At 71.7% G+C, this 21549-nt stretch carries 24 protein-coding genes, 1 tRNA gene and 1 pseudogene; 10 read left to right on the top strand and 16 right to left on the bottom strand.

All coding sequences use genetic code 11. The annotated features are described in order from the left end of the window. Positions 1–2: 2 nt before the first annotated feature. Entirely contained in the window at positions 3–1376 is a 1374-nt protein-coding gene (locus ACWCQ1_RS22265) for a hypothetical protein (RefSeq protein ID WP_451027191.1), read from the bottom strand. Between the two features lie 81 nt (positions 1377–1457). Next, positions 1458–2228 carry a DUF4097 family beta strand repeat-containing protein gene (locus ACWCQ1_RS22260; RefSeq protein WP_358593556.1) on the bottom strand — a complete coding sequence of 257 codons (771 nt, stop codon included), beginning with the start codon at positions 2226–2228 and terminating at the stop codon, positions 1458–1460. A 238-nt stretch (positions 2229–2466) separates the two neighbouring features. Here ACWCQ1_RS22260 and ACWCQ1_RS22255 point away from each other — a divergent pair. Next, a tRNA-Val gene (locus tag ACWCQ1_RS22255) sits at positions 2467–2538 on the top strand. A gap of 43 nt (positions 2539–2581) precedes the next feature. Here the strand turns inward: ACWCQ1_RS22255 and ACWCQ1_RS22250 are convergent. The 3 genes from ACWCQ1_RS22250 to ACWCQ1_RS22240 all read right to left on the bottom strand — a co-directional run bounded on the left by ACWCQ1_RS22250 (position 2582) and on the right by ACWCQ1_RS22240 (position 4225). Further along, on the bottom strand, positions 2582–2926 hold the full coding sequence (locus tag ACWCQ1_RS22250) for a hypothetical protein (RefSeq protein ID WP_133041267.1): 345 nt from the start codon (positions 2924–2926) through the stop codon (positions 2582–2584). 127 nt (positions 2927–3053) lie between these two features. Beyond that, a complete protein-coding gene (locus ACWCQ1_RS22245) occupies positions 3054–3674 on the bottom strand; it encodes a dihydrofolate reductase family protein (RefSeq protein WP_358593557.1) in 621 nt (206 codons plus the stop codon). 110 nt (positions 3675–3784) lie between these two features. Then, complete coding sequence (locus tag ACWCQ1_RS22240; RefSeq protein WP_133041269.1) at positions 3785–4225, bottom strand: VOC family protein; 441 nt, start codon at positions 4223–4225, stop codon at positions 3785–3787. A gap of 264 nt (positions 4226–4489) precedes the next feature. Here ACWCQ1_RS22240 and ACWCQ1_RS22235 point away from each other — a divergent pair, with 264 nt between their 5' ends. The 3 genes from ACWCQ1_RS22235 to ACWCQ1_RS22225 all read left to right on the top strand — a co-directional run bounded on the left by ACWCQ1_RS22235 (position 4490) and on the right by ACWCQ1_RS22225 (position 6440). After that, positions 4490–5443 carry an SDR family NAD(P)-dependent oxidoreductase gene (locus ACWCQ1_RS22235; protein ID WP_451027190.1) on the top strand — a complete coding sequence of 318 codons (954 nt, stop codon included), beginning with the start codon at positions 4490–4492 and terminating at the stop codon, positions 5441–5443. 48 nt (positions 5444–5491) lie between these two features. Further along, complete coding sequence (locus tag ACWCQ1_RS22230; protein WP_358593559.1) at positions 5492–6010, top strand: GNAT family N-acetyltransferase; 519 nt, start codon at positions 5492–5494, stop codon at positions 6008–6010. A gap of 205 nt (positions 6011–6215) precedes the next feature. Beyond that, entirely contained in the window at positions 6216–6440 is a 225-nt protein-coding gene (locus tag ACWCQ1_RS22225; RefSeq protein WP_133041272.1) for a DUF2277 domain-containing protein, read from the top strand. A 53-nt stretch (positions 6441–6493) separates the two neighbouring features. Here ACWCQ1_RS22225 and ACWCQ1_RS22220 read toward each other — a convergent pair. From ACWCQ1_RS22220 to ACWCQ1_RS22205, 4 genes and pseudogenes are all read right to left on the bottom strand, one after another. After that, positions 6494–6826, bottom strand: a pseudogene (locus tag ACWCQ1_RS22220) (acyl-ACP desaturase); the annotation flags it as partial. A gap of 104 nt (positions 6827–6930) precedes the next feature. Then, positions 6931–7542, bottom strand: coding sequence for a DedA family protein (locus tag ACWCQ1_RS22215; RefSeq protein WP_165954719.1), 612 nt, complete (start codon positions 7540–7542; stop codon positions 6931–6933). Between the two features lie 182 nt (positions 7543–7724). After that, positions 7725–9353 carry an alkaline phosphatase D family protein gene (locus ACWCQ1_RS22210; protein ID WP_358593560.1) on the bottom strand — a complete coding sequence of 543 codons (1629 nt, stop codon included), beginning with the start codon at positions 9351–9353 and terminating at the stop codon, positions 7725–7727. 73 nt (positions 9354–9426) lie between these two features. After that, on the bottom strand, positions 9427–10071 hold the full coding sequence (locus ACWCQ1_RS22205; RefSeq protein ID WP_358593561.1) for an HNH endonuclease family protein: 645 nt from the start codon (positions 10069–10071) through the stop codon (positions 9427–9429). Positions 10072–10456: 385 nt separating this feature from the next. Between ACWCQ1_RS22205 and ACWCQ1_RS22200 the strand changes: the two genes are divergently transcribed. Then, complete coding sequence (locus ACWCQ1_RS22200; RefSeq protein ID WP_451027189.1) at positions 10457–11038, top strand: TMEM165/GDT1 family protein; 582 nt, start codon at positions 10457–10459, stop codon at positions 11036–11038. A 193-nt stretch (positions 11039–11231) separates the two neighbouring features. Beyond that, positions 11232–11900: an HAD family hydrolase gene (locus tag ACWCQ1_RS22195; protein ID WP_451027188.1), complete on the top strand. Its 669-nt coding sequence runs from the start codon at positions 11232–11234 to the stop codon at positions 11898–11900. Here ACWCQ1_RS22195 and ACWCQ1_RS22190 read toward each other — a convergent pair. Beyond that, positions 11897–12457 carry a GNAT family N-acetyltransferase gene (locus tag ACWCQ1_RS22190; protein ID WP_451027187.1) on the bottom strand — a complete coding sequence of 187 codons (561 nt, stop codon included), beginning with the start codon at positions 12455–12457 and terminating at the stop codon, positions 11897–11899. The genes ACWCQ1_RS22195 and ACWCQ1_RS22190 overlap by 4 nt on opposite strands. Continuing rightward, positions 12454–13401, bottom strand: a complete 948-nt coding sequence (locus ACWCQ1_RS22185; RefSeq protein WP_451027186.1) for a peptidoglycan-binding domain-containing protein — start codon at positions 13399–13401, stop codon at positions 12454–12456. The genes ACWCQ1_RS22190 and ACWCQ1_RS22185 overlap by 4 nt, the downstream gene beginning before the upstream one ends. Before the next feature lie 201 nt (positions 13402–13602). Between ACWCQ1_RS22185 and ACWCQ1_RS22180 the strand changes: the two genes are divergently transcribed. Continuing rightward, positions 13603–15648: an MDR family MFS transporter gene (locus ACWCQ1_RS22180; protein ID WP_451027185.1), complete on the top strand. Its 2046-nt coding sequence runs from the start codon at positions 13603–13605 to the stop codon at positions 15646–15648. On the opposite strand, the gene ACWCQ1_RS22175 is transcribed toward ACWCQ1_RS22180, so the two are convergent. After that, positions 15641–16135, bottom strand: coding sequence for a GNAT family N-acetyltransferase (locus ACWCQ1_RS22175; protein WP_358593564.1), 495 nt, complete (start codon positions 16133–16135; stop codon positions 15641–15643). The genes ACWCQ1_RS22180 and ACWCQ1_RS22175 overlap by 8 nt on opposite strands. An 11-nt stretch (positions 16136–16146) precedes the next feature. Beyond that, positions 16147–16770 carry a dihydrofolate reductase family protein gene (locus tag ACWCQ1_RS22170; protein ID WP_133041280.1) on the bottom strand — a complete coding sequence of 208 codons (624 nt, stop codon included), beginning with the start codon at positions 16768–16770 and terminating at the stop codon, positions 16147–16149. 174 nt (positions 16771–16944) lie between these two features. Between ACWCQ1_RS22170 and ACWCQ1_RS22165 the strand changes: the two genes are divergently transcribed. Together ACWCQ1_RS22165 and ACWCQ1_RS22160 are read left to right on the top strand one after the other, a co-directional pair. Then, a complete protein-coding gene (locus ACWCQ1_RS22165; RefSeq protein WP_133041281.1) occupies positions 16945–17595 on the top strand; it encodes a hypothetical protein in 651 nt (216 codons plus the stop codon). Between the two features lie 5 nt (positions 17596–17600). After that, on the top strand, positions 17601–18239 hold the full coding sequence (locus tag ACWCQ1_RS22160) for a hypothetical protein (protein ID WP_358593565.1): 639 nt from the start codon (positions 17601–17603) through the stop codon (positions 18237–18239). Here ACWCQ1_RS22160 and ACWCQ1_RS22155 read toward each other — a convergent pair. After that, entirely contained in the window at positions 18228–18662 is a 435-nt protein-coding gene (locus ACWCQ1_RS22155) for a DnaJ family domain-containing protein (RefSeq protein ID WP_133041282.1), read from the bottom strand. The genes ACWCQ1_RS22160 and ACWCQ1_RS22155 overlap by 12 nt on opposite strands. Positions 18663–18742: 80 nt before the next feature. On the opposite strand from ACWCQ1_RS22155, the gene ACWCQ1_RS22150 reads away from it, so the two are divergent. Then, positions 18743–19132, top strand: a complete 390-nt coding sequence (locus ACWCQ1_RS22150) for an FHA domain-containing protein (protein ID WP_133041283.1) — start codon at positions 18743–18745, stop codon at positions 19130–19132. A gap of 27 nt (positions 19133–19159) precedes the next feature. Here the strand turns inward: ACWCQ1_RS22150 and ACWCQ1_RS22145 are convergent, their stop codons facing one another. Both ACWCQ1_RS22145 and proP read right to left on the bottom strand, forming a co-directional pair. Continuing rightward, positions 19160–19828, bottom strand: a complete 669-nt coding sequence (locus ACWCQ1_RS22145) for an O-methyltransferase (protein ID WP_133041284.1) — start codon at positions 19826–19828, stop codon at positions 19160–19162. A gap of 188 nt (positions 19829–20016) precedes the next feature. After that, the gene (gene proP, locus ACWCQ1_RS22140; protein WP_451027184.1) at positions 20017–21375 is read right to left on the bottom strand and encodes a glycine betaine/L-proline transporter ProP; all 1359 of its coding nucleotides are present in this window, start codon (positions 21373–21375) and stop codon (positions 20017–20019) included. Positions 21376–21549 lie beyond the last annotated feature (174 nt).

Here is a 21549-nt window from a genome sequence, read left to right as displayed (position 1 = left end):
GCTCAGTGGCTGCCCCCGCGCTCCTCCCGGATCCGCGCGACCACGTCCGCGACCGTCCGGCGGACCGCCTCCGTCTCGGTGAGGAAGTGCCAGTAGTCGGGGTGGCGGCCCTCCAGGGCGGTGACCGCCCGGTCCAGGCGGGCCACGGAGTCGTCCAGCGGGCGCGCGTGGCGCGGATCGGGGGTCGACCGGCCCGTCATCGCGAGGCGTTGGGCGTCCCGGATCGCGAAGCGGGTTCTGTCGATCTCCTGCTGGGGGTCCTTCTGCACGGCGTTCAGCCGCTGGAGGCGGTCCCGGGCCGCCGAGACGGACTCGTCGGTGGTGTTCAGCAGGGCCCGTACCGTCGACAGCAGGGCCGTGGCGTCCGGCCAGCGCTGGGCGTCGCGGGCCGCCTGGGCCTCCTTCAGCTTCAGCTCGGCCTGCCGGACGTTCTCCGCGGCCTGCTCCGGTACGTGCTGCAGGTCCTGCCAGCACGCCGCCGAGAAGCGCCGCCGCAGCTCGCTGAGGACCGGCTCCACCTGGCCGGCACGCGTGGTGAGCGCCTGGGCGCGGGTGCGCAGGGAGACCAGACGGTGGTCGATCTCGGCCGCCTTCTCGGGCAGGCGTTCGGCCTCCGCCCGTACCGCCCCGGCCTCCCGGGCCACCCGCTCGGCCCGCTCCAGCGTCTGGGGGACGCCGTGCTGTCCGGCGCCCTGGTTGAGCTTGGTCAGCTCGGGGCCGAGCGCGGCGAGCCGGGCGGCGAGATCGTCCGCCCTCAGACCCGATCCCCGTACGGCGTCCAGGGCGTTCGAGGCGGCCAGCAGCCCCTGCCGGGCCCGCTCCACCGCCGGTGCCAGCCGGGCCAGTTGGGTCTCCGCCTTGCCGAGGAGCGGGCCGAGGCTGTCGCCGAAACGGTCCAGCTCCCGCTTGACGTTCAGCAGCTCGTCCTTGGCCCGGGTCAGCTCGGTGCGCGCGTGCGCGGCGGCCGAGGCCTCCAGATCGTCGCGGTCGAGGTCGTGGGCGTCGACGGCGTCGATGTAACGGTGGCTGACCTCGTCGATGCGCCGTCCCAGCGCCTCGAAGTCGGAGACGACCCGGCGGGCGGCGGGGGAGTCGTCCACGGCCGTGATCGTCTCGATCGAGATCCGCAGGTCCCGCTGGGCGGTGTCCAGCTCGTAGAACGCGGCCGCCGCCGCGTCCTTCGCCGCCTGCGCCTCCGCCCGCTGGCTCTCCGCCCGCCCGCCGAACCAGCGCCGGGTCCCGCCGCCGGCGAACGCGGCGAGCAGCACGGGCGCGGCGACGAGGGGGAGGGCGAGGAGGGTGAGGGTGTCCGTGAGCGCCTTGCGGTGTGCCCGTGGCACCGACGGCGAGTACGGCTCGGAAGGTGTCGCCGTCACATCCCTCTCCCGTGCTGTCATCCGTCCTGGCGGGTAGCGGGTTTCATTCTCCCACCCGTGAAGGACGAACACACGGGCCGGTCAGTTCGCCGTCTTCACCGTGACCTTGCCGTCGGAGGTGCGCGCGGAGACGACGTGCGAGCTGGAGTCGTCCCGGGGCACCGACACGTCCACCGAACCGTCACCGGTCTTCGTCGTCACCCGGTACGTGGCCCGGGGCAGCGCGACGGTGACGGAACCGTCGTGACTGCCGGCGTCGACGAGGTCCGGTACGGCGCCCAGGGTGAGGTGCACCGAGCCGTCGCCGCTCGCGGCCCGGACCTGCCGGGAGGAGACGTCGGCGTGCACGGATCCGTCGGCGGTGCGCAGCGTCAGGGGTCCGGTGGAGTCGCTGACGTGCACGGATCCATCGCTGGTACGAATGCTCAGGGCGTCCTCGAAGCCGCGGGCCCGCACGCTCCCGTCGCCGTCCTCGACCTTCACGGTGATACCGCGCGGGACCTCGATCCGGTGCTTGGCCGAGCAGTCGGCGACGACCCCGGAGCACTTCATCCGCAGCGTCAGCCGGTCGTCCTTCATCGACCAGGTCACCTTGGGCCCCTTGCCGATCGCCACGGATCCCTGGAACCACCGTGTCACCTCGACCTGCCCCGCCTTGTTGCCGTCCGCGGCGACGATCTCCAGCGCCGAGTCGTCGGAGTCGACGGTGAGCGTCTTCCCCGCCAGCGCGAACGTCCGGTGGTCCGGCGTCTTGTCGTCCCCGGCGGAGGCTCCGCACGCGGTGGTCCCCCCGATCAACGCGACGGCGACGACACCCAGCGCCACCCGGGCGACGGTGCTGCGACTGGCCATGACGATCTCCCCCTGAGACGGACTTCCCACGACGGACTGCTTGCCGAGACGGACTGCTTCCCCAAACGGACTCTTGAGGCTCTACGACCGTACGGAGCGGGCAGCGGGAGGGGGATCCGGGACGCTCCCGGATACGGGGTGGGGTTATCCCCCCGACCGGGCAGGATGTACCGGGCGGGATGTTCGAAACGGGTTTGCGGGGCACTGCCTCGGGCAAGGTAGGCTGTCGACTCGTCTCGGGTGCGTAGCTCAGGGGTAGAGCGCCTGCCTTACAAGCAGGATGTCGGCGGTTCGAAACCGTCCGCGCCCACCGACGAGAAGACCCCGGCCGTCCCGGCCGGGGTCTTCCGCGTTCACTCCCGCGCCGTCTCCCTCTCCTCGTGCGCGTGCTTCAGCCTCGTGCGGGCGTCCACCCGGTCGTCGGTCGTGACCTCGGTCCAGAAGCGGTGCGTGGTGACGAACACCGCCAGTTCGTGCTCACGGCGGCGCAGCTTCTCGACCTCGGCCTGTTCGTCGGGCGTCCACCCCGGGGAGGCGGGCCGCTCCACCTTGCGCCAGCCGCCGGTGTCACTGAAACCGTCCAGGGGCTCGACCGACCAGGGGAGACGCTTGAGCAGGGCCGACAGCTCGGCCCGGACCTGATGCAGCTCCTCCTGACCGGCGAGGAGGTCACTGGGGAAGTCATAGGTCGTTGCCACGCCGCAATGCTACGCCTGTTCGAATTTGGGATGCGAGTTCCTTCAAGGGGTTCACACGAACGAGGGTGAGAGGAGTTCGGCAGTGGCGTTTCAGTGCGGTTCAGTGCCGCCCTCCGCCGCCCTCCGCTCAGGACGGCACGCGATAGGTCACGTGGGTCACCCCACTCGCCGCCCGGGACTCCACCTGCTCGAGACGCAGGGCGGGGACGCCGTCGAACAACCGCGTCCCTGCGCCGAGCGTGAACGGCACGACGTGCAGCCGCAGCTCGTCGATCAGGCCCGCGGCGAGGTACTGGTTGACGGTGGTCGCGCCGCCCTGGACGGACACGTCACCGCCCTCGGCCGCCTCACGCGCGCGTGCCAGCGCGGATTCGATTCCGTCGGTGACGAAGTGGAACGTGGTGCCGCCCTTCATCTGCTGCGGGTCGCGCGGGTGGTGGGTGAGCACGAAGACCGGGGCGTGGAACGGCGGATCCTCGCCCCACCAGCCGTTCCACTCCCGGTCCCACTCGCCCCGCACCGGGCCGAACATGTTGCGGCCCATCACGAACGCCTTGGCGGCCGTCATCCGCTCCAACTCGGTCCGGTTCTCCTCGGGGGTTTCGAACATCCAGGCGTGCAGCCTGCCGCCCCACCCGTCACCGCCGTCGTCCCCGAACGGCCGCTCCTCGCTCTGGTTGAGCCCGGCCGCATACCCGTCGACCGAGATCGAGAGATCGCAGGTCACCCTGCCCCTACGTCCGTTCATCACGCTGCCCTCCTCCTCGGGGACGACCTGCCGCCGCGCTCACGACGACCCTCCTGCCCCGCCCACGACCTGTAGACCGTTCCGGGTCCCCGAACTCATCGCCCCGCCCCTCAGCCGATTTCCTCGGCGAGTCCGACGACGATGCCCTCGGGGCCGCGGACGTAGCAGAGGCGGTAGACGTCCTCGTACCGGACCACGTCACCGACGAGTTCGCCGCCGTGGGCGCGCAGGCGGGTGAGTGTGTCGTCGAGGTCGTCGACGGCGAACATGACGCGACGGATGCCCAGCGTGTTCGCCGGCGCGTCCTTCGGCTCGGCGGTGATCGCCTTCGGCGTGTGGAACCTCGCCAGCTCGATGCGGCCGTGTCCGCCCGGGACGCGCAGCATGGCGACGTCCTGCCGGACGCCGTCCAGGGCGATGACCTGTTCGACCCATCGCCCCTCGACGGGCCCCTGGCCCTCCAGTTCCATGCCGAGTTCGACGAAGAAGGCGATGGCGGCGTCGAGGTCGTCGACCACGATGAGGACGTTGTCCATCCGCTGGATCGTCATGCTGGGCTCCTTGAATGCGGGCTTCGAATGCGGGCTTCGGGGTGCGGTGTGGCGGGCGGCCTGGGTGGTCCGTCCGACTCCGGGACGGAGACGGTGAGCCGTTCTCGACGTCCTCCGTCGCGCCGGGTGGCACGGCTGAGTGGTTTGTCGGGGGGATGTCGGTCGTGGGGTGCGGCTGTCGGCGATCGGTGGGTGATGTGTCGGCGGGGGCCGGAAGGGTGGGTGGCGCACGTTCGTAGCATCCGTGGCAAGGGAGCCCGTCTCATGTCGTTCACGTCCTCCAGTCCGTCCGCCTGGGATGTCCACCGGCCACCGCGTGCCGAGGGCAGGGTGTTCCTGGTCACCGGCGGCAACGCGGGGATCGGTTACTTCACCGCCGAGCAGCTGTCCGCCGGCGGGGCCACCGTCGTACTGGGCAGCAGGGACCCGGCGAAGGCCGAGGCCGCCCTGGAGTCGATCAGGTCCCGGGTGCCCGGCGCGCGGGTGCGTGCCCTGCGGCTGGACCTCGCCGACCAGGCGTCGCTGCGTACGGCGGCGGGGGCGCTGGAGGCGGAACGGCTCGACGCGGTCGTCCTCAACGCCGGGGTCGCGCTCGACGACCCCCCGCGCCGTGAGACGGGGGACGGCCATGAGCTGATGTTCGGCACCAACCACCTCGGCCACTTCGCGCTCACCGCCCACCTGATGCCGCTGCTGGCGGCCGCGCCGGCGGCCCGTGTCGTCACCGTGGGCAGCTTCGCCGCGAAGTCGGAACGGCTGGACCTCGCCGACCTGCAGTCCCGCCGTGACTATCGGCCCAAGCGCACCTACGGACGCTCCAAACTGGCGCAGATGTACTTCGGCCTGGAACTCGACCGCCGCCTGCGCGCCCACGGCAGCACGGTGACCAGCGTGGTGGTCCACCCCGGCGGTGCTCTGAACGCCCTCACCCCGGCCCGTCCGCCGCTGCCCGCGGTGACCGCCGCCGCCCGTCTGCGCGCGGCCCCCGCCGCCCTCCTCGTCCAGGGCAAGGACGCCGGGGCCTGGCCGGCCGTCCGGGCGGTCCTCGACCCCACCGTGCGCGGAGGACAGCTGTGGGGCCCCCGCCACTTCCGCCTGCGCGGCACGCCCCGCGAGGAACCGCTCTGGACCCAGCTCACCGACACGACGGTCGCGGCCCGTCTGTGGGACGCCGGCCGCGACCTCACCGGCACCGAACCGGACCGGCAGCGTGCCTAGACCGGCCAGACCGGGGGGACTGTCAGACCCGGGTCCTATGGTGGCGGCATGGAGATCACGGGTGCGGAGCAGCAGGTGCGGCTCGAGCCTTGGGGGGAGGGGGACCTGTGGTTGCTGCGCAGGCTCAACAGCCCTGAGATGACCGAGCACTTGGGCGGGCCGGAGAGCGAGGAGAAGGTCGCCGCGCGCCACCGCCGCTACCTCGCGGTGGAGGCGGGGCAGATGTACCGGGTCGTGTCGACGGAGGGCGGGGAGACGATCGGGTCCGTCGGGTTCTGGGAGCGGGAGTGGCGGGAAGGCGTGGTGTGGGAGACGGGATGGGGGGTGCTGCCCGAGTTCCAGGGACGCGGGCTGGCCGTCGCAGCGGCCCGGGCCGTCATCGCCGCCGCCCGGGAGGCCGGTGAGCACCGCTATCTGCACGCCTTCCCGAAGGTGGACAACGTCCCGTCGAACTCCGTGTGCAGGCGAGCCGGGTTCACCCTCCTTGGTCCGGTCGACCTGGAGTACCCGAAGGGCCACCCGATCAAGTCCAACGACTGGCGGGCGGACCTGCACGAGTCTCATTGACCGGGCCGGTTCATCGCAGTTCAGGGTGCGGACCTCGCCCGGCGGGAGGCCGTCCCGCGTGGTGAGCAGGGCGAGCGGCGCCAGGAACTCCCTCTCGGCCGACGCCTCGCCGTCGGCCGCCCCGCACGTACAGCACCCTTCACGGCGGCAGCCGGTCTCGCCGAAGAGCCTGGCAGGGCCGTGCCCCGTGCGTGAGACTGGTCGCATGTGCCGGAGCATCAAGACACTTCGTCCGCCCGTGTTGCCCGAGGAGGCGACCGAGGAGGAGATCAGGGCCGCGGCCCTGCAGTTCGTGCGGAAGGTGTCCGGGTTCCGGGCGCCCGCCGCGCACAACAGGGAGGTGTTCGACCACGCCGTCGAGGTGATCGCACAGGCCACGGCGGACCTGCTGGACGGCCTCGAGGTGCGGGGACAGAAAGCGTCGGCCTGACCGGCTGAGCGATCGAAGGCTGGGGCGGTCGAGAGGCCGGAGAGGTGGCGAGGAAGCACCGGCTGCAGGGCGTCGTCGTGGTGGATGCGCAGGTTGTAGACCTCGCCGATCGCCATCTGCGCCGCCGCCCGCTCGAAGCGGGGGATGCCGTGGCCGGGCATGCGGAAGTTGACGACGACGTCCCGGACCGCCTGCATGGTCAGGTCGGGCGCGAGCTCGAACGCGGCCTTGAGGAGGTTGCGGTAGAAGACCATGTGCAGGTTCTCGTCGGTCGCGATACGGGCCAGCATGCGGTCGCAGACCGGGTCGCCGGACTGGTGGCCGGTGTTGCGGTGCGAGATGCGGGTCGCGAGCTCCTGGAAGGCGACGTAGGCCACCGAGTGCAGTGAGCGGCCGAGAGGTCGAGTGGCTGAGCGGCCGAGAGCCCGAGAGGCTGAGCGGCCGAGAAGGCGAGCGGCCGAGAAGGCGAGAGGCCGGCGGCCCGCGCTCGCTACGACGCCTTCGCCGGGCGGCGTACCACGTACGCCGCCCCGGCACCTGCCCCGAACAGCGCCAGTACCGACACCCCGGTCGCCAGCCATGTCGTACCCAGCCACTGGCCGCCGTAGTACCCCAGCGCCACGCTGTAGACCGCCCAGGCCAGGCCCGCCAGCGCCGACCAGGGCAGGAAGTCGCGGGCCCGGCGGTGGGCGGCGCCGGCGCCGAGTGAGACGACCGAGCGGCCGGCCGGGGCGAAGCGGGCGAGGATGACCAGGGCGCCGCCGCCCCGGGCCAGGGCCGCGCCGAGACGTTCCTGCGCGCCGGAGAGCCGGCGGGAGCGGGCGATGGCGCGGTCGAGGCGTTCGCCGCCGCGCCAGGCCAGGCGGTAGGCGACCAGGTCGCCGAGGACGGAGGCGCAGGCCGCGCACACGGTGAGGGCGATGATGTCCGGGACCCGGTGCGGCACCGTGCCGGTCGCCGAACCCGCGGCCGCCGCCGTCGCGGCCGTGATCACCAGCACACCGCTGGGCAGGACGGGCAGGAACACGTCGAGCAGCACCGACAGCGCCACCATGACGTAGATCCAAGGGCTGCCGGTCAGCGACCCCAGACTCTCCAGCACCACGACTCCCCGTGAACTCCCCCGGTGGCCCGTACCGAGCCGCAGCGTCGCGGGGGAGCGGCAGGGGCGGCCATCAATAGCCATACAGCGTACGCCCGTGCTGTGACAGGAGTTCCACGGGGGGCACGTGCGATCGGCACAGGACGTTCACCTGCGGTCCCGCCGGATCGGGCGGGGGCCGGTCACTCGCTGAGGACGGAATCCTCCACCAGCGTGAGCTCGCCGTCCGCCCGTGCCTGCTCCAGCCGCAGCCGGGCCGAACGACCGTGCAGCGCGAGGGACATGAGCTGGTTGCCGAACCAGGGCCCGCCCTTCTTGCGCCACTTGACCGGCGTCGGCGCGCACCTGCCGTGCCGGGCGAACCGCCGTCCCAGTGCGCGGGCCACCGCGCTCCACCCGAAGCGGAAGCCGAACCGCATCGCCCGCGGAATGGCGTTGTGCACCGGCGAGCAGGTCAGCTGCAGCACCCGCGCGTCCGGCCCGGCGCCGTTGACCCACGTCGGCTCGGCCACGTACGCGTGATGGACGTCGCCGGACAGCACCAGCACCGTCGCCGGTGCCTGCGCCCCCGAGCCGACCTCGGCGATCAGCTCCGCCAGCGCGGCGAACGAGGCCGGGAAGGCGGCCCAGTGCTCCAGATCCGCCTTCCGCCGCAGATCCTCCCCGAACCGCGCCCAGCGCGCCCCGCGGTCGCCCCGGCACAGGGCCGCGTTCCAGGCCTCGGCGTCGTGCACCAGGTGCGGCAGCAGCCAGGGCAGCGAGGTGCCGATGAGGAGGTGGTCGTACGCCTCCCGCGCGTCCAGCACCTGCTCGCGCAGCCACTCGGCCTCGCCCGGGTCGAGCATGGCCCGCTTCTCCTCCTCCAGGACGCGGGCCGCCCGCGAGTCGACCATCAGCAGCCGCACCCGGCCGAAGTCACGCCGGTAACTCCAGCGCACCGCGGCCGCGTCGGCGTCGGCCCGGCAGGCGTGGGCGCGCAACTCGTCGGTGCCGTCGGGCAGTTGGCGTACGGCCGCGTACACCGGGTCGGCCGCCAGCTCGTCCGGGGACACATTGCCCAGGTGCTGGTGCACCCAGTACGACATCAGCCCGCTCAGCAGCCGCTCCTGCCACCACGGGGTCGCGCGCATGTCGTCGAGCCAGGCGGCGGAGGTGTTCCAGTCGTCGATGACGTCGTGGTCGTCGAAGATCATGCAGGTCGGCACGGTGGACAGCAGCCAGCGCACCTCGGGGTCGAGCCAGGACTCGTAGTAGAGGCGGGTGTACTCCTCGTAGTCCGCGACCTGGCTGCCCGGCGGCTCCCTCAGGTCGCGGCGGGCGGCGAGCCAGCGGCGGGTGGCGTCGGAGACCTCGTCGGCGTACACCTGGTCGCCCAACAGCAGCAGCACGTCCGGGCGTTCGCCGTCCGGGTCGGCCGCGATGCGCTGGGCGAGCGCGTCGAGGGCGTCCGGGCCGACGGGGTCGTCGCCGTCGGCGGCCGGGGCGGCCCAGCGGCAGGAGCCGAAGGAGACGCGGACGCCCTCGTCGTCGGCGGGGACGCGGATGACGGAGGGCGGGAAACGGGAGTCGGGCGCCGGCCACACGCGCGTGCCGTCCAGGAAGACCTCGTACGCGGTCGCGGTCCCCGGGGTGAGTCCGGTGACGGGGACGAGGGCGTAGTGGTGTCCGCAGATCTGGAAGGTGCGGGCGGTACCGGAGGCGCCGTCGGCACACCGCACCTCGGCGGTGCCGGGCCGGCCGGCCTCGACCCACACGGTCGCACTCGAGCCGCCGATGTACCTCAGCAACGGCCCCAGACGCAGCTCAGCCACGAGATCACGCTCCTCCGTCGTCCCGTACGGTACGGAACGACGGAGGGGGCAGGCGAGGCTCCGTGCGTAACGATCAGCAACCGGCGAGGTAGCTCTGCAGGGCGGACTTCTCGGTCGAGTCGACGGAGAGGTCGTAGTAGTACTTCACCTGGACCCAGGCGCGGACGTAGGTGCAGACGTACGCGGAACGGGTGGGCACCCACTCGGCCGGGTCGTCGTCGCCCTTGGAGCGGTTGGAGCTGGCGGAGACCGCGATGAGCTGCGGGCGGGTGACGTCGTTGGCGAAGGACTGGCGCTGGGCGGTGGTCCACTCCGAGGCGCCGGAGTCCCAGGCCTCGGCGAGCGGCACGACGTGGTCGATGTCGAAGGTGCTGGGGTCGGTGGTGGTGACCCCGTCGTACTGGGAGTACCAGGAGCCGCTGGTGGCGGTGCAGGCGGAGTTGGTGACGACGTTGCTGCCGTCCCGCTTGATGACGTACTCGCGGGTGTTGCACGTGCCGGAGATGGTGATCCAGGTCGGGAACAGGTCGCGGCTGTAGCCGGTGCGGTTCTCGGTGGCCACGGTGAGCGAGGCGAGGTAGCTGCGGGCGGTGGCGGCGCTGACCGGGGTGGGCAGGGCGGCGGAGGCGGCCGGGCCGTTGAAGAGGGCCGCGGAGGCTATGAGACCGGTAAGAGCCGCGAGTATGCTGAGCCGTCGACGCGCGTAGAACTTCGGCATGCGAACTCCCTTGTCGGGCGGGGGCGTTGAAGGGCGAGCGGGGGAATGCTCGTCGCGCCGTGTTGCGGACGGGTGAGCGTTCGGTAAGAAGTTAGTGACGCGTACATGACACGACAAGGTTCACGGTCGAACTTTCTCCCGCCCGGGCGTCGCGTACCATGGACGGCGCAGAAGGGGAGTAGCTCTTCGCCGGACCGTCGACATACTGCTCAGCTCGTCTGAGCCGGCGCCCGGAGGCGGGTCCCAGGGACCTCGCCAGCGAGACCTTCGGCAAGCAGTGCATGTCCGTGCCCATGGCGCGGGTGACCAGTGCGCTGCCCTGCCGAGGTGTCTTCCCGAAGACGTGATCACTCTCGGTGGGGCGGCCCGACCGATTGAGGACCTCTTGATCAGCATCACCGTCACGGCGCTCGTCTTCGGCGTCGTCTTCCTCGCCGAGCTGCCGGACAAGACCGCGCTGGCCGGGCTCGTGCTCGGCACGCGCTACCGCGCCTCGTACGTCTTCGCGGGCGTCGCCGCCGCCTTCGCGCTGCATGTCGTGCTCGCCGTGGCCGCCGGCAGTGTCCTGACCCTGCTGCCGCAACGGCTGGTGCACGCGCTGACGGGCGTGCTGTTCCTGGCCGGCGCCGCGATGCTGCTGTTGCAGAAGGGCGAGGACGGGGAGGAGATCCGCCGGCCCGAGGACCAGTCCTTCTGGAAGGTCGCCGGCGCCGGCTTCATGCTCATCCTCGTCGCCGAGTTCGGTGATCTGACGCAGATCATGACGGCGAACCTCGCGGCCCGGTACGACGACCCGCTGTCGGTCGGCCTGGGCGCGGTACTGGCGCTGTGGGCGGTGGCCGGGCTGGGCATCGTCGGCGGAAAGGCGCTGATGAAGCGGGTGCCGCTGGCGCTCATCACCAAGATCGCGGCGCTGCTGATGCTGGGGCTCGGGGTGTGGGGGCTGTGGGAGGCGGTCGCGGGCTGAGCGGCGCGCGGCGGTCGTGGCCCGAGCTGAACGGCCGGTGAACTCTCCGCCCGGTGGTGGCGGATGCCGTCCCGATTTTGTACCGTGGAGAAACAAAGTGGTCCCCGCCCGTTTTCCCTGACCGGCGGGCGGGGCGCTTTGTCCCTTCCGGGGTCTGCTCGACGCGCCCTTCCGCCACGCCTTGGAGCTGCCGATGACGGTCACCACCGTGCCCACCGTCCTCACCGCCCGCGCCCTCCTGCTGGACATGGACGGCACCCTCGTGAACTCCGACGCCGTCGTCGAGCGCATCTGGCGGCGCTGGGCCGAGCGGCACGGGCTGGACGGCGACGAGGTGATGAAGGTGGCCCACGGACGTCAGGGACACGCGACCATGGCGCTGCTGCTCCCCGACCGCCCGATGGAGCAGAACCACGCGGACAACGCCCGCATGCTCGCGGAGGAGACCGCGGACGTCGACGGGGTCGTGCCGATCGCCGGAGCGGGCCGGTTCCTGGAGTCGCTGCGGGGCCTGCCGCACGCGCTGGTGACGTCGGCGGACGTGGCCCTGTCCACGGCCCGGATGGCCGCGGCGGGCCTGGAGCTGCCCGAGATCCGCATCACGGCGGAGTGCGTGGGCGCCAGCAAGCCGGACCCCGAGGGCTTCCTGAAGGGCGCCGCCGAACTGGGAGTGGACCCCGCGCAGTGCGTGGTGTTCGAGGACTCCGCCGCGGGCATCGCGGCCGGCCGTTCCGCCGGCATGCGCGTGGTGGGCGTCGGAGCCCGCGCCGACTTCCACGACCCGGACGTCGTGGTGCGTGACCTCACCCAGGTACGGGCAGAGCCAACCACCGACGGAGGAATCCGCCTGTACGTCGGCTAGTCCGGCGACGGCTGCCGGAGCGGCTTCCCGCGCCACACGCCGAACCACTGCTCGGCGCCGTACTCCTCGAACCGCTCCACCTCGGCGAACCCCAGTCGCATGGCCAGGCGCGTCGAGCGGACGTTGGCGGTCTGGGCGCACAGCACCACCGGCTCACGGGGAGCCACGTCACTGAACCAGCCGAGCGCCGCCGCACAGGCCTCGGCGGCGTAACCGTGGCCCCAGGCGTGCGGCAGGAACATGTAGCCGAGCTCCGTCTCGCCCGCTTCCGGGCGGACGTGACCCGGACGTTCCTTGTCGCGGCGGTCCAGTGTGATCATGCCGATCATCGCTGCGGCGAGTTCGACCACGAACAGACCGGGCCGTCGTCCGGGCACCTCCGGCGTCTCCTGTTCGAGCTCGGCGCGCGGTCGGGGGCCGCCGACATAGGTGCCCACCTCCGGTGACGAGAACAGGTCCACGAAGGCCGCGCGGTCCCTAGGTTCGGACGCGCGGAGCACGAGGCGGGCCGTCCTGATCGGGGTGGGCGGCCAGTTGGCCGGTACCGGGGTCGTCACGGCTCCGTCGTCTCCGACTCCAGGTGCGACCGGGTCACCAGGTCGTAGACGCCGTACTCCGGGACCTTGAGGCCGCGGGCCTGTTGGTAGCGCCTCACCGTGTCCTCCACGGCCTCGTTGTAGTGGCCCGTGGGTGTGCGGGTGTAGAGGCCGAGTTGGGTGAGGCGCAATTCTAGTTCGGTGACCTCGGGGCCCTCGGAGCCGCGGCGGAGGACCGGGGGCTGGGTGTTGGGCTGGGCGTTCGGCGCGCCGACGGTGCCGGTGGCCGTGACCGTGGGCGGAGTCGTCGCCGGCTTCGGCGAGCGGGACGGCGTCGGCGAGGAGCTCGGTGTGGTGGACGGGGTCGGTGAGGCGGACGCCGAGGAGTTGACGGACGGGGTCGCCGCGACGGACGGCCGCGCCGGGGCCGCACGGCCCGACGGCGTCACCGACGCCGTGCTCGGCGACGTGTCCGGCACGCTCGCGCGGACGTCGTGCGGCAGTGCGTCGTCCCGGGAGGGCGGCTCGTAGGAGAACAGCCCGCTCGCCAGCCCCGCCGCGGCCATCACGGCGACGACCGCCCCGGCAGCGCCCAGCAGCACGGTACGGCGACGCCCGCGCGGCCGTCCGGTGTCATCCCCCGGTTCGTGTTCCGTCTGCCCCGCCTCGAACAGCCGCACATCCTGGGTGCTGGGCCCGCTCTCCGAGGGAGCCGGTGTCGCGGCCAGGCCCGGTCCCTCGGGGCGGAGCGTCCGTAACGGCATCGTCGTGCCCGCGTCGGCGCCCTCCAGCTCCACGTACGGCCGTATGCGCAGCGGGTCGAAGTCCTCCGCCGCGGCCGCCTCCGCCGTGCGGGTCTCGAGCAGGGCCTCGGACGCGCGCCGGGTGCAGGCGCAGGACGGCGTGTTGTCGGCGTCTCTCGGTGCTCCGCACTCCGGGCACCGCCGACCCTCCGGGTCTGTCACGCGTTCGTCCCTCCCTCCACTCGGACACACGCTCGCCTCGCGAGCTCCAAGGATTATGCAGATCTTCTCCATCCCATCTCCCACAAGCCCCCGGAATCCCTCCTTCCGCAGGACTCGACAGGCCATATCCGGTCACTCCCACCACGATGGGAAATCACGGCGGAACACGCCGCGGAACGACTTGAATCCAGGGAGGCCTTCATGGCAGGGGATGCGCCCGCCGTGGCCGGGCACGTAGGGCAGGCACGGGACCCGCACGTGCCCGGGAATGTCCTCGTCTCGATCGGCGCACTACTGCTCGGCATGCTGCTCGCCGCGCTCGACCAGACCATCGTGTCGACCGCCCTGCCGACGATCGTCAGCGATCTCGGCGGGCTCGAGCACCTGTCCTGGGTCGTCACCGCGTACCTGCTGGCCTCCACCGCCGCGACCCCGCTGTGGGGCAAGCTCGGCGACCAGTACGGGCGCAAACGGCTGTTCCAGACCGCGATCGTGATCTTCCTGGTGGGCTCCGCGCTGTGCGGCATGGCGCAGAACATGCCCCAGTTGATCGCCTTCCGGGCCGTCCAGGGGCTCGGCGGCGGCGGGTTGATGGTGCTGTCGATGGCGATCGTCGGGGACGTCGTACCGCCGCGGGAACGCGGACGCTACCAGGGGCTGTTCGGGGCCGTGTTCGGGGCGACCAGCGTGCTCGGGCCGCTGCTGGGAGGACTGTTCACCGAGCATCTGAGCTGGCGCTGGGTGTTCTACGTCAACCTCCCCGTCGGCGTCGTCGCGCTCACCGTGATCGCGGCCGTGCTGCGCATCCCGCGCAAGGACACCCGGCACGTCATCGACTACCTCGGCACCTTCCTCATCGCCTCCGTCGCCACCTGTCTGGTGCTGGTGGCCTCGCTCGGCGGCACCACCTGGGACTGGGGCTCACCGCAGATCGTCGGGCTCGCCGTGCTGGGCGTCCTCCTCGCCGTCGTGTTCGTGCAGGTGGAGCGGGCCGCCGCCGAACCCGTCCTGCCGCTGAAGCTGTTCCGTGTCCGCACCTTCACGCTCTCCGCCGTCATCAGCTTCATCGTCGGCTTCGCCATGTTCGGCGCGATGACCTATCTGCCGACCTTCCTGCAGGTCGTGCAGGGCGTCACCCCCACCCTGTCCGGGGTGCACATGCTGCCGATGGTGTTCGGCCTGCTGCTGTCGTCCACGGTGTCCGGACAGATCGTCAGTCGTACGGGCCGCTGGAAGGTCTTCCCGATCGCCGGTACGGCCGTCACCACGATCGGCCTGCTCCTGCTCCACCGGCTCGACGAGAACAGCTCCACCGCCGTGATGAGCACGTACTTCTTCGTCTTCGGCCTCGGACTCGGCCTGGTCATGCAGGTGCTGGTGCTCATCGTGCAGAACGCGGTCTCCTACGAGGACCTCGGCGTCGCCACCTCCGGCGCGACCTTCTTCCGCTCGATCGGCGCGTCCTTCGGCGTGGCGATCTTCGGTACGGTCTTCGCCGGCCGTCTCTCCGACAAGCTCACGGACGCCTTCCGGGGCGTCCGGCTGCCCGGCGGGGTCTCGGCGGACGCGCTCAAGTCCGACCCGCGCGGCATCGGTTCGCTCCCGCCCGCCCTGCGCGCCCCCGCCGTGCACGCGTACGCCTCCTCCATCACCGACGTCTTCCTGTACGCGGCCCCCGTCGCGCTGCTCGGCTTCGTGCTCGCCTGGTTCCTCAAGGAGGACAAGCTGCGCGGCTCGGTCACCGCGCCCGACGTCACGGAGACCCTGGCCAGCAACCCGGTCGAACGCTCCTCGTACGACGAGGTGTGCCGCGCGCTGTCCGTGCTCGGCACCCGGGAGGGCCGACGCGAGATCTACCGCACCATCACCGAGCGGGCGGGCTACGACCTGCTGCCGGGCGCGAGCTGGCTGCTGCTGCGGATCAAGCGCTACGGCTGGGTCGAGCCGGGCGTCCTCGCCGAGCGCGGTCCCGTGCCGCTGGAGGTCATCCTCGACGCCTCCCGGCAGGTCGAGGAGCGGCGCCTGGCCGTCCGGGAGGGCCTCGACCTCGTCCTCACCGACACCGGCCGCGAGGTCGCCGAGCGGCTCTCCCGGGCCCGCGAGGACTCCCTCGCCGAACTCCTGGGCGACTGGTGGGGCCCGGACCGCCCGACCGACCTCGTCCAACTGGTGAAGGAGTTGAACGACGAGCTGTGCGGCTCGGAACGCGAACAGCCCCAGAAGGGCCGGACGACAGAGCTCAGTTGACCAGCTCCTTGCGGAACCAGTGCTCGGCGTACGGGTCGTCGTTGTGCGCCTCGGTCTCGAGGTACCCGAGCCGCGCGTACAGCGCACGGGCCTCGACGAGGTCGCCGCGGGTGTCGAGGACCAGCCGCCGGGCGCCGAGGGAGCGGGCGGCCTCCTCGGCGGCGCCGACGAGGAGCGGGGCGCCGCCCTTGCCGCGCAGCTCCTCGGCCACGAACACCCGGGTCAGCTCGGCGGTCGTCGTGTCCAGCAGGCGTACGCCCGCCGAGCCGGCCGGAACGCCGTCGTACCGGGCGACGAGCAACCGGCCGGTGGGCGGGGCGAGTTCGGAGCCGGGGTTGGCGGCGATCTCCCGCTCCAGTTCGGCGGGGTCCGTCCGGTGGCCTTCGTGCAGGAGGTACCAGCGGTCGCTGACCTCCGTGTAGTACGCCCGCCACAGGGCGGCGGCCACGGCCGAGTCGACGGGCTCCGGGGCTACGGTCCAGGTCATGGACGGCATTCTCAGCCGGACTCGGCCACCTTGCGCAACCGGATATGCGTGACCTCGGGGGAGTCGAGGACCTGGGTCTTGTGCCACTCGATGTGCTGGTCGCCGAGGTTGTCGAACAGCCGGCGGCCGCCACAGGCGAGCACCGGCACGACGTGCAGCAGCAGCTCGTCCAGCCACCCCGCGCGGATGAACTGCTGGACCAGGTCGGCGCCGCCCGCCAGGGAGACGTCCTTGTCGCCGGCCGCCGCGCGGGCCAGCTCCAGCGCGCGCCCGGGCCCCTCGGTGACGAAGTGGAAGGTCGTGCCCTTGCGGACGAGGGGCTCGCGGGGGTGGTGGGTGACGACGTACACCGGCGCGTGGAAGGGCGGTTCCTCGCCCCACGGGATCTCGCCCGTGATGAACATGCCGTGACCCATCACGACCGCGCCGGGCCGTTGGACATGCTCGGCGATCAGGTCGTCGTCCGGGCCCGTCGCCCCGCCCTCCACACCCTGCATCCTGCGGAAGCTGCGCAGCCCGAACACCCACGAGTGCATCCGCTCCCCGCCGATCCCCAAAGGGTGCTCCCGCCCCGACTCGGGGCCCGCGATGTACCCGTCCAGCGACATGGCCAGCCGCGCGATGACCTCACCCATGATCATGACCTCCTCGGAATCCGGCGCCCTGGTGGCGCCCTCACCCTGCCGTCGATCGGGCCGCGGCTCATTCGACACGCCGGTCCCGTGGATGTCGGGCGCAGTTTGAGCGGGGGTTTGCGGGCAACCCGGTCAAAGAACCGGCCCGAGGGGCCGACACACTGGAAGGCACCCATGTCCACAGGCTTGATCATTGCTCTGATTGTGATCGTGGCGGCCGTGGTCGTTGTCGCGGCCGTCCTGACCTCGCGCGCCCGCGGCCCGCACGGCGGCCGGAACCTGAAGCGGCGCTTCGGGCCCGAGTACGACCGGACGCTGGCCCGGCACGGCGGGGACACCCAGGCCGCCGAGCGCGAGCTCACCGAGCGCGTGGAGCGGCACGGTTCGCTGCGCGAGCGGGCGCTGGAGCCGGCTCAGCGCGAGCAGTTCGAGGCTCGCTGGGCGGCCGCGCAGGAGCGGTTCGTCGACTCGCCGCGGGAGGCGGTGGCCGAGGCCGACCGGCTGCTGTCGGAGCTGGCCGCCGTGCGCGGCTTCCCGGACGGCAAGTACGAGGAGCAGCTCGAGGCGATCTCCGTCCACCACGGTCACCATGTCCACGGCTACCGGCGCGTCCACAGCGTCGTCAGCGGCGGCGCGGGCGGCCGGGACGGCGAGCGGGCGGACACGGAGGAGCTGCGGGAGGCCATGGTCGAGGCCCGTGCGCTCTTCGAGGACCTGACCTCGCCGATCCACCACGCCGACGAGAAGACCACGGCCCCGGCGGCCGCCCGATCGAACGGCCACCTCCCGTTCGCCCTCAACCGACGTCACGTGAAGGGCAGTTGAGCGACATGACCGACGCAACGACCGGCCCGGGTACGGGCGCGAGGAAGAGTGCCGACGCCGACGGGACCACGCGGCGGACGGCGGCACCGACACCGAACGAGACCGAGCGCGAGACCATCGAACGGAACCCGGAGAAGGTGGCGGGCGGTGACAGCGGCCACGGCCGGACGGTCCCTCCGTTCCCGACCCCGGACGAGGCTCGCGCCGAGGACACCGGTGCTTCCGGTACCTCCGGCACGACGGGTGTCACGGACACCACGGACCTCACCGAACCCGGCACCGCGACCTCCGGCACTTCCGCCACGGGCTCCAGCACCTCCGGCACGGGTGCCGGCACCTCCGCCACCGGCTCCACGACCCGTCTGCTCCCCCACGAGGAGTGCGACAAGCTGGAGCTGCGGCTGCGGCAGGCGGTCTCCGGGTTCGTCGACGAGCCGCGGAACGCCGTGCGGGAGGCCGACCAGGTGGTCGAGGAGATCGCCGGCCGGTTCGCGGAGGCCGTGACCCGGCGGCGGCGCACCCTGCGGTCGTCCTGGCAGGACGGTGACGAGGCCAGGAGCAAGGGCACGCACCCCGACACCGAGCAGCTCCGGCTCGCCCTGCGCGACTACCGCGAGCTCGCCGAGCGCCTGCTACACGGCTGACTCTCCCGCCGACTCCTCCGCCGCCGTCCGGCGCCTGTGCCACTCGCGTACGACCTCTTCGACGTCGTACGGCTTCATCCCGAGTGGAGGCCCGGGCGGCGGCTTGAACATCATGTCCCGGATCTTGACGTTGACGTCCGTGACGATCTTGCGGGCGATGCGTTCCGAGGGTGCCGCGTACGCCGCGGCGAGGGCGTCCTCGGCCTCCTTGCGCAGGGCGAGGGTCGGTGGCAGGACCGAGAGGCCCTCACGGGCCATCTTCTGCTTGATCCACCACAGTTCGTCGTACGTGGTGTCGGTTCCGGCGGGCAACGGCTTGCCCGCTCCGGCCAGTTGGGCGAACTCTCCGCGTCTCTCCGCGTCGCGGATCTGCTTGTCGACCCAGGACTCGAACGGGACGCCCGGTGGCTTTCGCTCGGTCATGACTCCATTGTGCCGGACGCGACCTGGCCGGGCGATTTATCATGCGCCCGCTGTGTAGGGACACTTCACGAGGAGCGCACGTGCTCGAACTGACCATGGCCACCGTCTCCGGGGAAGAGGGGGCCACGGCGGGCATGCTGATGGCCGACGCGCCGAGCGAGCCCGGTGCCGTGCTGCGGGTGGGCCGGGACAAGTCCGCGTGCCGACTGGTGACGCCGGACGACTGGCTGTTCGTCTCCCGGGTCCATCTGGAGTTCCTGTGCGGCCCGGAGGGCACCTGGCAGGTGACCTGGCTGCGCGGTTCGCAGCCCGACCCGTCGTCGGAGGTCCGGCTGGTCGTCGGGGAGTACGCGCAGCCGCTCGCCTACGGCGGGACGGTGGCGTTGCCCCGGGGCGGCAACGGCGAGATCGTCATCCGCGACCGCACCGCCCCGCGCAGCGTCAACGTGGGGTTCTTCCACGAGTTCTAGCCGAGGCCCGTGGGGCGGCCGCGCCGCCTACAGCACCCGCGCCAGCGCGAACCCGTCGTACCCCTTGCCGCCGACCGTCTGGACGGCCGTACCGGTCAACCTGGGGTGTTCGCCGATGAGGTCGATGGCGGCGCGGGTGCCCACGACGTCCGGGGAGGTGCTGTCCGCGTCGGCGACCCGGCCCTGCCGTACGACGTTGTCCAGGACGATCAGGCTGCCGGCGCGGGTGAGCTTCAGCGCCCACTCCACGTAGTGCGGGTTGTTGACCTTGTCCGCGTCGATGAAGACGAGGTCGAAGGGGGCCGGGTTCTCGTCGGCGAGCTTGGGCAGCGACTCCAGGGCGGGGCCGACGCGTACGTCGACGAGCCGGTCGAGGCCGGCGCGCGCGATGTTGCGGACGGCGACCTCGGCGTGCTTGGCGCTGTACTCCAGGGAGATCAGCCGGCCGTCCTCGGGCAGGGCGCGGGCCAGCCAGATGGTGCTGTAGCCGCCGAGGGTGCCGATCTCCAGGATGGTGCGGGCGCCCTGGATCTGGGCGAGGAGCTGCAGCAGCTTGCCCTGGGGCGCGGTGACGGCGATCGACGGGAGCCCGGCCGCCTCGCTGTCGCGCAGGGCCGCCTCCAGCGCCTCGTCATCGGGCGAGAGCCGGGCGGTGAAATAGTCGTCAACGGCGTCCCAGAGCTGCGACTCGCTCATTCCCCTGTGCCTTTCGATGGCCTGGTCCTGCGGTCGGTTAAGAATTCTAACTAGGCACCCTAACGAGCACACGGATCACGGGTTCCGCACCCGAAGCACGGTGCGGTGCTCCGGCCCGCGGCCGCTTCGGCCAGGGCGGCAACGATCAGCAGGGGAGCAGGGCCCCGCTGACGGTGTTGCGTCGGCGCTCAGCGTTCCACCGATGGGGCCGAGCCCGGGAGGGGGTGGCCTGCTGATTCCTGCATGAACCAGACCGCGATTCCGCCGATCACCGCCGCGGCCATCATGTAGTACGCCGGCATCATCATGTTGCCCGTCGTGCTGATCAGGGCCGTGACCACCAGGGGGGTCGTGCCGCCGAAGAGGGAGACCGAGATGTTGAAGCCGATGGAGAGGGAGCCGTAGCGGACGCGGGTCGGGAACAGGGCCGGCAGGGCGGACGGCATCGCGGCGGTGAAGCAGACCAGGAGGAGGCCGAGCGCGCCCATGCCGAGGCCCACCGCGGCGAGGCTGCCCTGGCGGATCAGCAGCAGGGCCGGGACGGAGAGGGCGAGGAAGCCCGCGCAACCGGCCGCGATGACCGGGCGGCGGCCCACGCGGTCCGTGAGGGCGCCCGCGAAGGGCTGCACGATCATCATCAGGACCATCACCGCGAGCACGACCAGCAGACCGTGCGTCTCGTCGTAGTGGAGCTCACTGGTGAGGTAGCTCGGCATGTACGACAGCAGCATGTAGTCGGTGACGTTGAAGACCAGCACCAGGCCGACGCAGAGGAGAAGCGCCTTCCACTGGGTCGTGATCATTTCGCGCAGGGGGACCTTCGGGCGGTGGGACTCGGCCTTCTCGACCTCCGCCGCGAAGGCCGGGGTCTCCTCCAGGCGCATACGCAGGTAGAGGCCGATGACGCCCATCGGGCCGGCGATCAGGAACGGGACGCGCCAGCCCCAGGTCACCAGGTCGTGCGGGGAGAGAAGGGCCGTCATCAGGGTGACCAGGCCCGCGCCGCCGATGTAGCCGGCCAGCGTGCCGAACTCCAGCCAGCTGCCCAGGAACCCACGCCGCTTGTCCGGCGCGTACTCGGCGATGAAGGTCGACGCGCCCGCGTACTCACCGCCGGTCGAGAAGCCCTGCACCAGCCGGGCCAGCAGAAGCAGCAGCGGCGCCCCCACGCCGATCGTCGCGTACGACGGGATCAGGCCGATCGCGAACGTGCCCGCCGCCATCATGATCATCGTCACGGCGAGGACCTTCTGCCGTCCGATCCGGTCGCCGAGCGGCCCGAAGACCATGCCGCCCAGCGGCCGTACCAGGAAGGCCGCGGCGAAGGCGCCGAAGGTCGACAGCAGCTGGGCGGTCGGGTTGCCGGACGGGAAGAACACCTTGCCCAGCGTCACCGCGATGTAGCTGTAGACGCCGAAGTCGAACCACTCCATCGCGTTGCCCAGCGCGGCGGCCTTCACGGCACGGCGGACCAGGGCGGGCTCGGTGGCGGTGACCTCACGGGATCGGGTGCGTACGGACGGGACGGCGGCTGTGGCGGTGGCCAAGACTTCGCTCGCCTGCCTTTCATCGGGGACAGAGGCAGGGCCCACGCGGCAGCGTTGGCGGCAGGCCGAAAAGCGACCATAGGCGCACTTGTCGCCCTCACGGGTTGTACGCAAGTCGTTGCACAGTGCACCTAAATGCCGCCTACGCAGGTGTGTCTGTCCGGTGCCGAGAGC

It is taken from the genome of Streptomyces sp. NPDC002144 (assembly GCF_053593695.1).
Note: the sequence above shows the minus strand (reverse complement) of the source record. Positions and strands in the feature narration are given on the sequence as shown.

Excerpts from the sequence above, each read along its gene's own strand:
- ACWCQ1_RS22260 (WP_358593556.1), bottom strand. The coding sequence starts at position 2,228 with ATGGCCAGTCGCAGCACCGTCGCCCGGGTGGCGCTGGGTGTCGTCGCC.
- ACWCQ1_RS22245 (WP_358593557.1), bottom strand. The coding sequence starts at position 3,674 with ATGAACGGACGTAGGGGCAGGGTGACCTGCGATCTCTCGATCTCGGTC.
- ACWCQ1_RS22240 (WP_133041269.1), bottom strand. The coding sequence starts at position 4,225 with ATGACGATCCAGCGGATGGACAACGTCCTCATCGTGGTCGACGACCTC.
- ACWCQ1_RS22235 (WP_451027190.1), top strand. The coding sequence starts at position 4,490 with ATGTCGTTCACGTCCTCCAGTCCGTCCGCCTGGGATGTCCACCGGCCA.
- ACWCQ1_RS22230 (WP_358593559.1), top strand. The coding sequence starts at position 5,492 with ATGGAGATCACGGGTGCGGAGCAGCAGGTGCGGCTCGAGCCTTGGGGG.
- ACWCQ1_RS22225 (WP_133041272.1), top strand. The coding sequence starts at position 6,216 with ATGTGCCGGAGCATCAAGACACTTCGTCCGCCCGTGTTGCCCGAGGAG.
- ACWCQ1_RS22205 (WP_358593561.1), bottom strand. The coding sequence starts at position 10,071 with ATGCCGAAGTTCTACGCGCGTCGACGGCTCAGCATACTCGCGGCTCTT.
- ACWCQ1_RS22195 (WP_451027188.1), top strand. The coding sequence starts at position 11,232 with ATGACGGTCACCACCGTGCCCACCGTCCTCACCGCCCGCGCCCTCCTG.
- ACWCQ1_RS22180 (WP_451027185.1), top strand. The coding sequence starts at position 13,603 with ATGGCAGGGGATGCGCCCGCCGTGGCCGGGCACGTAGGGCAGGCACGG.
- ACWCQ1_RS22175 (WP_358593564.1), bottom strand. The coding sequence starts at position 16,135 with ATGACCTGGACCGTAGCCCCGGAGCCCGTCGACTCGGCCGTGGCCGCC.
- ACWCQ1_RS22170 (WP_133041280.1), bottom strand. The coding sequence starts at position 16,770 with ATGGGTGAGGTCATCGCGCGGCTGGCCATGTCGCTGGACGGGTACATC.
- ACWCQ1_RS22165 (WP_133041281.1), top strand. The coding sequence starts at position 16,945 with ATGTCCACAGGCTTGATCATTGCTCTGATTGTGATCGTGGCGGCCGTG.
- ACWCQ1_RS22160 (WP_358593565.1), top strand. The coding sequence starts at position 17,601 with ATGACCGACGCAACGACCGGCCCGGGTACGGGCGCGAGGAAGAGTGCC.
- ACWCQ1_RS22155 (WP_133041282.1), bottom strand. The coding sequence starts at position 18,662 with ATGACCGAGCGAAAGCCACCGGGCGTCCCGTTCGAGTCCTGGGTCGAC.
- ACWCQ1_RS22145 (WP_133041284.1), bottom strand. The coding sequence starts at position 19,828 with ATGAGCGAGTCGCAGCTCTGGGACGCCGTTGACGACTATTTCACCGCC.